This window comes from Bradyrhizobium sp. CCBAU 45384 (genome assembly GCF_028128665.1).
In the GTDB taxonomy this organism is placed as follows: Bacteria; Pseudomonadota; Alphaproteobacteria; order Rhizobiales; family Xanthobacteraceae; genus Bradyrhizobium; species Bradyrhizobium manausense.
The window spans coordinates 488093-498924 of sequence record NZ_LBIZ01000118.1 but is presented as its reverse complement, the minus strand read 5'-3'; the positions used below and the strand labels follow the sequence as shown (position 1 = coordinate 498924).

12 protein-coding genes and 5 pseudogenes are annotated in these 10832 nt (G+C 61.2%); 10 read left to right on the top strand and 7 right to left on the bottom strand.

The annotated features are described in order from the left end of the window. Positions 1–49: 49 nt before the first annotated feature. Both XH80_RS36160 and XH80_RS36155 read right to left on the bottom strand, forming a co-directional pair. A pseudogene (locus tag XH80_RS36160) lies at positions 50–598 on the bottom strand (ATP dependent DNA ligase); the annotation flags it as partial. Positions 599–677: 79 nt separating this feature from the next. Continuing rightward, positions 678–1064 (bottom strand): exonuclease domain-containing protein, encoded by a 387-nt coding sequence (locus XH80_RS36155; protein WP_271602725.1) that lies wholly within the window; start codon positions 1062–1064, stop codon positions 678–680. Between the two features lie 216 nt (positions 1065–1280). Between XH80_RS36155 and ku the strand changes: the two genes are divergently transcribed. From ku to XH80_RS36140, 3 genes and pseudogenes are all read left to right on the top strand, one after another. Beyond that, the gene (gene ku, locus XH80_RS36150) at positions 1281–2210 is read left to right on the top strand and encodes a non-homologous end joining protein Ku (protein WP_271602724.1); all 930 of its coding nucleotides are present in this window, start codon (positions 1281–1283) and stop codon (positions 2208–2210) included. After that, a complete protein-coding gene (locus XH80_RS36145; protein WP_271602723.1) occupies positions 2207–2542 on the top strand; it encodes a hypothetical protein in 336 nt (111 codons plus the stop codon). The genes ku and XH80_RS36145 overlap by 4 nt, the downstream gene beginning before the upstream one ends. Next, positions 2543–3141, top strand: a pseudogene (locus XH80_RS36140) (HAD family hydrolase). 56 nt (positions 3142–3197) lie between these two features. On the opposite strand, the gene XH80_RS36135 reads toward XH80_RS36140, so the two are convergent. The 3 genes from XH80_RS36135 to XH80_RS36125 form a co-directional block, all read right to left on the bottom strand. Then, positions 3198–3365, bottom strand: coding sequence for a hypothetical protein (locus XH80_RS36135; RefSeq protein ID WP_271602722.1), 168 nt, complete (start codon positions 3363–3365; stop codon positions 3198–3200). Positions 3366–3496: 131 nt separating this feature from the next. Continuing rightward, positions 3497–3799, bottom strand: a complete 303-nt coding sequence (locus XH80_RS36130; protein ID WP_271602721.1) for a sensor histidine kinase — start codon at positions 3797–3799, stop codon at positions 3497–3499. 279 nt (positions 3800–4078) lie between these two features. Further along, on the bottom strand, positions 4079–4615 hold the full coding sequence (locus XH80_RS36125; RefSeq protein WP_271602720.1) for an RsbRD N-terminal domain-containing protein: 537 nt from the start codon (positions 4613–4615) through the stop codon (positions 4079–4081). Positions 4616–5015: 400 nt separating this feature from the next. Here XH80_RS36125 and XH80_RS36120 point away from each other — a divergent pair, with 400 nt between their 5' ends. The 3 genes from XH80_RS36120 to XH80_RS36110 all read left to right on the top strand — a co-directional run bounded on the left by XH80_RS36120 (position 5016) and on the right by XH80_RS36110 (position 6358). Then, positions 5016–5249 (top strand): hypothetical protein, encoded by a 234-nt coding sequence (locus XH80_RS36120; RefSeq protein WP_271602719.1) that lies wholly within the window; start codon positions 5016–5018, stop codon positions 5247–5249. A gap of 341 nt (positions 5250–5590) precedes the next feature. Next, positions 5591–5782: a hypothetical protein gene (locus tag XH80_RS36115; RefSeq protein ID WP_271602718.1), complete on the top strand. Its 192-nt coding sequence runs from the start codon at positions 5591–5593 to the stop codon at positions 5780–5782. Between the two features lie 333 nt (positions 5783–6115). Continuing rightward, entirely contained in the window at positions 6116–6358 is a 243-nt protein-coding gene (locus XH80_RS36110; protein WP_271602717.1) for a hypothetical protein, read from the top strand. Positions 6359–6632: 274 nt separating this feature from the next. Here the strand turns inward: XH80_RS36110 and XH80_RS36105 are convergent, their stop codons facing one another. Next, positions 6633–6896 carry a hypothetical protein gene (locus XH80_RS36105; RefSeq protein ID WP_271602716.1) on the bottom strand — a complete coding sequence of 88 codons (264 nt, stop codon included), beginning with the start codon at positions 6894–6896 and terminating at the stop codon, positions 6633–6635. A gap of 125 nt (positions 6897–7021) precedes the next feature. Then, positions 7022–7393: pseudogene (locus tag XH80_RS36100) on the bottom strand (SOS response-associated peptidase family protein); the annotation flags it as partial. A gap of 103 nt (positions 7394–7496) precedes the next feature. On the opposite strand from XH80_RS36100, the pseudogene XH80_RS36095 reads away from it, so the two are divergent. From XH80_RS36095 to XH80_RS36080, 4 genes and pseudogenes are all read left to right on the top strand, one after another. Next, positions 7497–7661, top strand: a pseudogene (locus tag XH80_RS36095) (SOS response-associated peptidase); the annotation flags it as partial. 88 nt (positions 7662–7749) lie between these two features. Next, positions 7750–7889: pseudogene (locus XH80_RS44155) on the top strand (DUF3606 domain-containing protein); the annotation flags it as partial. A gap of 191 nt (positions 7890–8080) precedes the next feature. After that, complete coding sequence (locus XH80_RS36085) at positions 8081–9922, top strand: glycoside hydrolase family 15 protein (protein ID WP_442869197.1); 1842 nt, start codon at positions 8081–8083, stop codon at positions 9920–9922. Beyond that, the gene (locus XH80_RS36080) at positions 9919–10791 is read left to right on the top strand and encodes a glucose 1-dehydrogenase (protein ID WP_271602715.1); all 873 of its coding nucleotides are present in this window, start codon (positions 9919–9921) and stop codon (positions 10789–10791) included. Before XH80_RS36085 ends, XH80_RS36080 begins: the two co-directional genes overlap by 4 nt. Positions 10792–10832: the final 41 nt, after the last annotated feature.

Sequence of the window (10832 nt, the reverse complement as noted above, 5' to 3'; positions counted from 1 at the left end):
TCCGCATGATGCGTGGAAGCCGACATCAGTGAGGCTATCAACAGGCTGTTCAAAGGTCTTCGCGCAGCCCTTTGAAGAACGGGTGCCGAACCTTCCCCTCGGCCGACTTCGCGCGATACTCGACCTCGGCCTTCAGCTTGGGCTCGACCCAGACGCCTTTGTGCGCGACCCGCTTCGCGAATGCCTGCGTCTTCCGGACGAGCGGCTCCAGACGTCTCCGAAGCTCCGCGGTGGAGGCCTTGTCGAAACCGTGGTCGACCTTGCCCGCGTAGACGAGGTCGTCACCGTTGCGACGGCCGACGTAGAGGCCGTCCCACTTCGAGCCGTCCAGGGCGAAGCCGGCGATGGTCAGCGTCTCCCGCTGGGCGCAGGTCTTCTTCACCCAGTTGTTGCCGCGGCCGCTGGCGTAGGTGCTGTCGCGGACCTTCGAGACCACTCCCTCAAGTCCGAGCTTGCATGCGTGGGCGAACATCTCGGCGCCCTCGATCTCGAAGCTTTCGCTGAACTGGACATCGATCCCAGCGATGATCTTCTTGAGCTCTGCCTTCCGCTGGTGGAGAGGAAGCTTCCTCAAGTCGCGGCCGTTCAGGTAGAGCAGCCCCAAGCCATGCCCTCGAAGACCGGCCAGTACCGTTCGGCGAATTTGCGATCGAAAGCGGAGTTGTGGGCGATCGTGATCACGCCGTCTTCGACGAAGGCCAAGACCGCGTATCGTCGATCCTGTGACCGGCCACCATCTCGTCGGTGATGCCGGTCAGGGCCGTCACCTCGGCCGAGATGGGACCACTGGGCTCGTTGAAGGCGGAGAAGACATCCCTGACGCCGACGATGCGGCCGTCAGCCAAGTAGTCGAACTTGACCATACCGAGCTCGATGATTTCGTCCTTGCGGTGATCGAGGCCGGTCGTTTCGGTGTCGAGCAGGACGCCGGTCTTGACCTCCTGCCCGTTGGCCGGGGGTGTACGTCGGTCTCGCGACCAGGCGCCGCAGAACGCGGTAGTCCGCCGACCGGCCCAGTGCGTCGGCCATCGCGGCCAAGTCCGCCGCGTCCAAAAACGTTGCATCTCGGAGGGGCTGCGGCAGCACATTCATCGGCCCGACAATACCGACCAAAACCTCCACGAGGTACCCGAAAAACAGGCGATTCACGACGTTTTCGGACGCACCCGGGCGCGCTGCGGGCGGCTGACCAATTTTCCTGTTGGTCGGCGCGACGCATGTCGGAACCGGCAGGCCCCGTTCGTCTTGAATCCAGCACCGTCACCCGGAGTACCGCGTTCATGGCCCCCCGCGCCAACTGGAAAGGCTTCCTTCGACTATCCCTCGTCACTTGCCCGGTGGCCCTTTATCCGGCCACGTCCGAATCTGAGAAGATCTCGTTCAACCAGCTGAACCGGGCGACCGGCCACCGGATCAAGTACCTCAAGGTCGATGCCGACACCGGCGACGAGGTCGCCACCGAGGACATCGTGAAGGGCTACAAGGTCGACACGGACACCTTCATCGAAGTCACGAAGGAAGAACTCGAGAACGTCGCCCTGGAATCGACGCGTACCATCGAGATCGACGAGTTCGTCGACAAGACCGACATCGACCCGCGCTATCTAATCCGTCCCTACTACCTCCGTCCGGACGGCAAGGTCGGTCACGACGCCTTCGCGGTGATCCGCGAAACCATCCGCGAGATGGACAAGGTCGCGATCGGCCGCGTAGTGCTGACGAACCGTGAGCACATCATCGCGCTGGAGCCACTGGACAAGGGCCTGATGGGGACGCTGCTGCGCTACCCCTACGAAGTCCGCGATCCGAAGGAGTATTTCGACGAGATCGATGACGTCAAGGTCACCAAGGATATGCTCGATCTGGCGAGACACATCGTCGAGCAGAAGGCCGGCAATTTCGAACCGGACAAGTTCGAGGACCAGTACGAAACCGCCCTTGTCGAGCTCATCAACCAGAAGCGGGCCGGCAAGCCAATCACCCCGAAGGAGCGCCCGCGCGGCGAGAACGTCGTCGACCTGATGGACGCGCTGCGCAAGAGCGTCGGCGGTGCCGCGGCGGACACCAAGGCCCAGAAGAAGCCGGCCAAGAAGTCGAAGAAGGCGGCGGCCGGCCAGAAGGAAATGCTGATGCCGATCGCCGGCAAGAAGCCCGCGAAGGAAGCGGCTGCGAAGAAGCCGGCCGGAGCGGCCCGGCGGAAGTCGGCGTGAAGCATCCGGTGACACCGGACGGCCGCTACTTCGTCGTTCGCGGCCGGCTTTGGCGGATGTCCAACCCCGGCATCGGCGAGGACGAACGATCGAAGCTGACGAAGCGGCTCATGACGGCCAGGCGGGCTGTCCGGGACGCCAAGGCGCAGGAAGATCCGAAGGCCGAGGCGGCGGCCCATCGTGCCGTGGACCTTGCCAAGAGAGCGCTCGGTGAGCGAGGCCCCGTCTGGTGGGACGATGGTTCGCCCGACCTCAACCGCCACATGGTGAAGAACACGACCTACGCCGACTGGTATGCGAAGACAGGGCGGTCCGGCCCCGGAGGATCCTGAATGCTCAAAGCCGCCATCTTCGACGTGGACGGAACCCTTCTCGACTCGGTCGATCTCCACGCGCTCGCCTGGCACGAAGCCATGGTGAAGTTCGGTCACGACGTCAGCTTCGAGCAGGCGCGGAGCCAGATCGGCAAGGGCGGCGACAAGCTGATTCCGCACTTCCTCACGGCCGACGCGCAGCGCGACCACGGCAGGCAGATGGAGGAATGGCGCGGCAAGCGCTTCAAGAGCGAATATCTGCCGCTGGTGCGTCCCTTCTCCGCGGTCCCGGACCTGCTGCAAAGTAGCTTGATATCGCCGGCATCGCGGACCTGGTCGACGTCACGACCAGTTCGGACGACGTAAAGGAATCCAAGCCGGCACCCGACATCTTCGAGGTCGCTCTGGGCAAGCTCGGCATCGGAGGCGCAGATGCCGTGGCGATCGGCGACACACCCTACGACGCCGAGGCAGCGGGCAAGGCCGGCATCCGGACGATCGGCGTGCTCTGCGGCGGGTTTACCGAAGCAACGCTGCGGCAAGCCGGATGCGTCGAAGTCCGCCCCGGGCCGGCAACGCTGCTGGCCTGCTTCGCGGATTCAGCCCTCGCGAAGTAGCCGCCCGATCGAGCCGACGGCTTCGCGTCGGTGCCGGTATCTCCGGCACTGGAGAGCTAGGCGGTATGGCCTGGATCGACGTCTTTCGGCATGTTCTTTTCCTGCTGCGGGGTCATCTTCGTCGGGCTTTCCTTGCCGGGCTCGCCGCGAGGCCCCAACTGCTCGCGCTGCAGGTCTTCTTCCGAGAAATCGGGTTCGCGGCCGTTGATCGGTTGGTCAGGCATGTCTTTTCCTTGGCAACAGGGCGCAATCAGACACCTCGTGCCGAACCGAAGTGGGCGGATGTCTGTGACTGGCAAGAAAGGCCGGAGGAAATCGTTCCTCGATCCGGGCCCCGACAGTCGGATATGCGATGTCAGGTTCTTGGGAGCCGAAAGGTGAAGGTCGTCCCGGCGACTTCAGTCGAAGTCACGGCGATCGTGCCGCCGTGCGCCTCCGCGATCAGCCTCGAAATGTACAGTCCCAATCCTAGATGCGGGTGCCTTCCGGGCCCCTCCACCTGGCCGCGCGTCCATGACTCGAAGATGGTCTTTTGGACGTCGGGAGGAATCGGCGAGCCGGAATTGTGGACGCTGATCTCCACGAACGCCGGATCGTGGCCGGCGATCGACCCAGTGACTGGTCTGGAAGTGTCACCGTACTGGATGGCGTTCGACATGAGGTTCGACAACGCCTAGCCGAGGCGCCCGGCATCCCAAAGTCCGTTCGGATCGCCTTCGATCGTGACGTCGATAATCCGGTTGTGGTGGACGCTGCGCAGCTCGTCGGCGATCGTCTCGCTCAAGACGGCCAGATCGGTTTGGGATCTCGAGACCGGGATCTCCGTGCCGAAGGACGAGCGCGTGAGATCCAGGAGATCGTCCAGGATGCGCGTCGCCCGATCGGTCGATTTGATGAGATCGGAGACGACCTTCGCCTGCTTGGCGGGATCCGCGCCTCACGACCTTTCTATCCAGCGCGCCCCCATAGATGCGGCGCTCAAAGGGTTGCGGAGGTCGTGTCCGAGAACGCCGAGGAACAGGTTCCGCGAATTGTTGATGGTGGTCGTGTAGTGCGCGACCGTTTCCGCCACGACCTGGTCGATCGCTTCGTTGAAGCGGGTAAGGTCGACGACGTCCGCCTCGACCAGCGGCGCACGTGCCGTCCATTGTTTGACCACGCTCGCCCGCAACGCCCGATATTCCGAAACCATTTGATCGATGTCGAATCCATCCGCGAGACGCAGCGCGGCATGAATTTCCGCGGCGCTTTGGCGGAAGGATCCGTTCTTGTCTCCATGTCCTCGCGCCTTGTCGAACTGTTCAGCGGGTGTCTGCTGGGACTCGAGATCCGCGGAAACAAACTTCAGGATGTCGACGACATGATCCTGAAGGGCGAGTTTCGACATCCCGTCGCTCGCCGGCGACCGTGTCCGGGCGAATTCGATCCACTCCCTGACGATGGCGGCCTCGTTCTGCCGGATGAAGTTCGCCAACCTCAAATGTCCCGCCGGCTGTCGCTCTTGACCCACCAAAAAAGGCCTCCGGAGTCACCTCTCTGACGAGACGGTAAAAGCCAATAGTTCGCTCTGCATGCGAACGAACAGACGACGGATCCGTTCCTGTCTCTCCGCAGGCACCAGCGATCGTTGGTCTTTCCCATAAGGGTTCTATCGCGATCGTGCCGCTCGGGCGCCCTCGCGCCGTCACGTCAGCGACAGCCGCCGGACGGGTCTCCATGGGCCTCCGATGTACTCCCAGATCAGCAGACCTGGAACTGAAGGATTGCGATGTGCTACCTTTCCGTTCGCAGCGTGTCATGAGCAATATCGACACACAGGAGGTGACCCGGCGTGTACGCTCCGGATTAGTTCACACTCGCAGGCATTCGTCCCGATGATCTACAATTTTTCGATCCGCGATGCCCATGGCGGCCTCCCGGAAGCTGTTGGCTGCATGATGTTGCCCAATTATGATGCGGCTCGGGAGTTCGGCAACGCCGTAGTCTGGGACATGCTGTTCGGCAATTCCGACCCGCACTTCGACTGCACGATGTCTGTGGTCGAGAACGAGCGGGTCGTTTGCTGTACGCCGATTTTCGAAGTGAAGCGGAAATGTCCGGCAGGGTAAGTTCCCAGTCAAATCGCCCACAAATGGCTCGCCGAGCGGCCTTTATGGGCGCACACTATGGGCGTCACAGCCCGGATCGTGGCATTCACCTATGATGAGAACGCCGGTTGCGCTCCCGCCTTCCCGCTGAGGAAAGGAGCGCACCGTGAAAGAACGGCGTCATTTCACGCAAAAGTCGTCGCCTGAAAATCGGCTGGCTTTGTTCGCCAAGCCCCGCGCGAGAAGGCTTCGCCTCCTGGACTTGGAGCAGGGCAGAACGAACTGCTCTGCGAGGCCCACCAAGCCGAGACGACGGCGCGCCTCGGCGATTGGGTCCGCCTTCAGGCGGCGAAGTCGCATCCATGATCGATTTTCAAGCGGCTATCGAAAAGCTGCGAACGGATGCCGCAGAGGCCGCGGTCATCCGCGACTCGGCCGCAGATGGCCCTAAGCGCGCGGTGTTTGATCGTCTCCAGGAACATCTCAACCGCCTTGCCGACGAAGTCGAGCGGGCAATGAAGTCCGGAGCCGTCGGCAGCACCGAAAAATCTTGATGGTCGGCGACGTATAGCCAGTTTGTGAATTGGCCCGCTCAGGTCCAGCGAATTGACGAGGAAGCCGATTTCAAATTTCGCGCTGCAAACTTATTAAATGATGCGGCACAAAGGCGCCGTAGGTGCGTTGATTAGCCATCGCCGCCCTGCCCTTGGCTTTTATCGGTGATGCGAACGCCTGGTAGCGCTCCCGCCCCTTCTAGCTGAAGGAGCGCGCCATGGGCACGCGGCGACGTTTCAAACAGCTTTTATCCCTAAATGAACGTCTTGAGCAGGAAGAGAAAAGCTTATGCGCAGTGCCCAGCAGTTGGAGACTGCAATGCATGTCGATGAATGGATTTCTTCACCCGGCCTGCAGGCGCCCCTTTGAGCGAAAAACCGCCACCGGTCGTGATCCATGTCGAGAACCCGACTGCGTTTTCGGGCAAGGGAAGCGTAATCATCCTCGAGCTGGTGGATGAAGCTGCTGCTCTGAGAGTCGCGCGCAAGATCGCCGAAGAAACCGGCCGTCGCGTGACGGTACGCAATGCCGATCTCTTGCTGATTGGCATCATTCCCGCCGTCGCCACTCATTGAGGTTGATTGCCGTGAAAGTGGGCGGTGGCTATCTTGCAACTATGTCCGACTCAGAAATTGCGCGATTTCGCGCCCGTGCCGAAGAATGCCGCTCTCAAGCCGAACGGTCGGTGAGACAGACCGATAAAGACGCTTGGCTAAAGATGGCCGGCGAGTGGGACCAACTGGCGCAAGACGCCGAGCAATTGCGTGACAAGTAAGGCAGCCCGCTGACCCGGACATCGGCGACCGGCGGCTTGATGGTAATCTCCTGGTCATCCGCACGTCTTCGCGATCATTCGGCTGGACACTCCGGACAGGTATCGCCGATCGAATCCAGCACTTCGCGCACCTTGGCGACCGCCTGAGCCGGAGACAAGCCGTCAGGCGGTTCCTGGCCGGCGATTTTCAAAGCATGCTCGCGCGCATGGGGGTCAGCCCTGTCCTTGGCCCAGCCATGCTCCTCGCATTCGTGGATGGCGCCGGCCTCCTGCAGCACGTCGATCGCCCAGCCGCGCAGCGTCCGGATCGCCGGCCATCGTTCTTTCGTCATCGGCATCGAGATCACTCCTGCCGGACGAATCCTTCGGCCCACCCGATCGTTCCCGGCGGTTAGCACCGGTCAGGGCTTCGCCGTTGGCGGGGCTTCCGCGTGTCCACCTCTTCCGTGGCCTGTGAAGTACCCTAAGCGTCAGGCGCCGGGTCTTCCTTGACGCCGCGGGCCACGATCCGCAGCGCCCCCTCCGGGAGGGGCCGCTGCAGCTTCAGCGCCACGTCGGCTGGCGCGGTCATCCAGGTCTCGACTTCGTCGGGCGTCGTCAGGATCACGGGCACCGCCTTGGGGTGGATGGCGCCGACCTCGGCGTTGGGCTCCGTGGTCAGGAACGCGTAGAGATCGTTCGTGGTCTCGCCTTCTTTGACCTTTCTGACCGATGTCCAGCTGGTCCAGATGCCGGCGAAACAGAGGAGCGGTCTGGTTTCGTCGAGCGCGAACCAGATGTCGCCGCCTTCGGCCTTGTTGAACTCGCTGAATGAGTTAAACGGCACCACGCAGCGGGCCAGAATGGCTTGAGCTTCTCTTATCGCCTGGGTTATTCGCGGCTCGAAATCGAATACTCACGCTGCAAGACCAAGCGGGACGTCGACCTGGCCGCGCTTCGCCATGGACGCGACGAAGAAGCGCGCGGAGAAACTGCAGCCCAAGGGCAAGCCGGTGGATTTCAAGGAATTGCTCCGGATGGAGCCCGACGGCGGCACGACCAACATCCGGAACGTGACGTCGAAGCATTGGACTCGCTGGCTAGGGCCGGAGCACCGCTATGTCGAGCTTGGCCCGAGGGACTGCGAGAAGACGATCCACGATCTGCTGGTTCTCCACGATGAACGGCTTTTACGGGCGATGGAAGAGGAACATGAGCGATAATCTCACTAAGCGGGACCAGCGGGCCGGAGCAAGATCAACATGCACGAAGACTTCGAGGTCAAGTATTGGACCAAACAGCTTGGTGTCTCGAAGGACGAGTTGCAGAAGGCCGTCGACAAGGTAGGTAACGGGCCCTCCATTCAAATGCCGGTGCTGGGAGTGGCGAGGGCCAGCAGACCTGTCAGGGCGGCGATACAGCGACGTGCTGCTCCTATCCGGTTCTGCTTCCGCGTTGCCAACTAGACGAAAGTAAATGCTAGGGACCTTCTGAACGTGGAACTGGAGGGCGCGGCTTTCCATTGACCATCAAGAGTGTCCTGATGGCCCGAATCGAAGATTACGCGCTTATTGGCGATTGCGAGACCGGCGCACTAGTCGGGCGCGACGGCTCGATCGATTGGCTCTGTTTCCCGCGGTTCGATTCCGATAGCTGCTTCGGACGGCTCCTGGGAGATGAGAAAAACGGATATTGGAGCCTTTGCCCAGTCGACGGATATACGAACGAACGCCGCTACCTACCAGGCACGCTGATCCTGGAAACCGTCTTCGCGACGGAGACGGGCCGTGCACGCCTCGTCGACTTCATGCCCCCGAAGACGGGCGCGTCGAAGGTCGTCAGGATTGTTGAGGGCCTTGAAGGATCCGTCGAGATGGGGAGCGAGTTGGTCGCACGGTTCGATTATGGGGTCACTGTACCCTGGGTGAGCCGCTTGGAGGATGGTGCGGTCAGCTTGGTCGCGGGCGCGTCCATGCTGGTGCTAAGAACGGAGGTGCCGCTGCACGGCAAATCGATGAAGACAGTCGGCGCGTTCGCCGTCAAACCGGGCCAGCGCGCTGCCTTTGTTCTTTCCTACCAAGCATCGTATGAAGATCCAGCCTCCCCTGACGATCCGTGGGTTCTCCTGGATCGTACAAAAAGTTTCTGGCGCGATTGGTCCAGCCGCTGTGAAGAGGCGGGGCCCTATTCGGACCAGGTTCTGAGATCTCTCATAACTCTCAAAGCCCTGACGTTTGGACCGAGCGGCGGCATTGTCGCTGCGGCCACAACCTCGCTTCCTGAGCAAATTGGCGGCTCTCGCAATTGGGATTATCGCTTCTGCTGGATCCGCGATGCCACGCTGACTCTGATGGCCCTTATGGGGGCCGGCTACTACGAGGAGGCGCGCGCCTGGCGAGACTGGCTCATCCGCGCCGTGGCGGGAAGCCCGAACCAGCTGCAGATCATGTACGCCGTCACAGGCGAGCGCAGGCTAACAGAGTGGGAGGTGCCTTGGCTGTCGGGATACGAGAACGCAAAGCCGGTGCGTATTGGGAATGCGGCCCACACCCAGCGCCAGCTTGATGTCTTTGGCGAGTTGTTGGACGCCTTATACCAGGCCCGCCGAGGTGGCCTCCCGGAGAACAAGCGAGCATGGGCGATCCAGTGTGCTCTCCTCGATCATCTGAAGGAAATTTGGAAAGAGCCGGATGAGGGTATTTGGGAAATGCGAGGTGGGGCCAAGCATTTCACTTATTCCAAGATCATGGCGTGGGTCGCCTTCGATCGCGCCATCAAATCGGCTGACGAGTTCGAAATGGACGGTCCCGTGGACGATTGGAAGGTGCAGCGCGCCGCCATTCAGGAAGATGTTTGTCGGCGCGGCTACGATGAACAACGAAAGACGTTCGTTCAGGTTTACGGTGAGTCCCAGCTCGATGCATCTCTATTGCTGATCCCCGCGGTAGGTTTTTTGCCGCCCGAAGATCCGCGGGTGATATCGACCATTGAAGCGATCGAACGCGAGCTGGTCAACGATGGCTTTGTGCAACGATACGATACGAAGGCGACCAAAGATGGCCTGCCGCCTGGCGAAGGCATGTTTTTGGCATGCAGCTTCTGGTTGGCGGATGCCTATCACATGATCGGCCGAGATGCTGAAGCCAAGGCATTGTTCGAGCGGCTTCTGGCTCTCCGCAATGACCTCGGTCTGCTGTCGGAAGAGTATGACATCGAGCAAAGCCGGTTGGTCGGCAACTTCCCACAGGCCTTTTCCCACATCGCTTTAGTGAACACCGCGCATAATCTCACGCACCGCGAAAGGCCTTCTGAACTTCGCGGTAGCAAGAAAGCGCTCCCGAGCAGGGGGAATGAAAGTAAGGACGCACCGAGGAGACACGTATGATAGAGCGGTCGATCGATTCTGGTGCCTCAGCCGCTTCCGAGGAGCGACCTCAAGCAACCGTGCCCTTTCCGATTGTGTTGGAAGGACAGCCTGCGCTGGTAACCGGGGCGAACTCGGGAATCGGGCGCGCGGTGGCCCTGGGACTCGCCGCCTCTGGCGCTGATGTAGTCGTCAACTACGTGGTCGACCCACAAGCGGCGGACGATGTGGCCCATAAAATCGAGGCGCTTGGCCGGAAGGCGATCACCATCAAGGCCGACGTCAGCAATGAGGAGGACGTCCGGTCGATGTTTTCCAGCGCCATAGGCCATTTTGGAACGCTACACATCGCGGTAAACAATGCCGGCTTGCAGCGTGATGCGCCGTTTCATGAAATGACGCTCGAACAGTGGAACAAAGTCATCGGCGTCAATCTCACCGGGCAGTTCCTCTGTGCCAGAGAAGCCGTGCGTGAATTTAAGAAACGAGGTGTGGTGAAGAACATCTCGGCGGCAGCAGGCAAACTCGTTTGCATGAGCTCCGTCCATCAGGAGATCCCTTGGGCTGGTCATGCGAACTATGCTGCCTCTAAGGGCGGCGTCATGCAGATGATGCGAAGCCTGGCGCAGGAAGTTGCTCCGTTGGCCATCCGGGTCAATGGCGTCGCGCCTGGAGCAATCCGTACACCGATCAACCGACCAGCGTGGGAAACCAATGGAGCCTTCGACAGCCTGATGACCCTGGTCCCCTATCAACGCATCGGCGAGCCCAACGATGTCGCCCGAGCGGTCACCTGGCTAGTTTCAGATGCGTCCGACTACGTGGTTGGCACCACCTTGTTCATCGACGGCGGCATGATGCTTTTCCCGGGCTTTGCAAGTGGGGGCTAGATAAAGCCGCACGGCACACTCTCAACCAAAGTGCAAGGGGC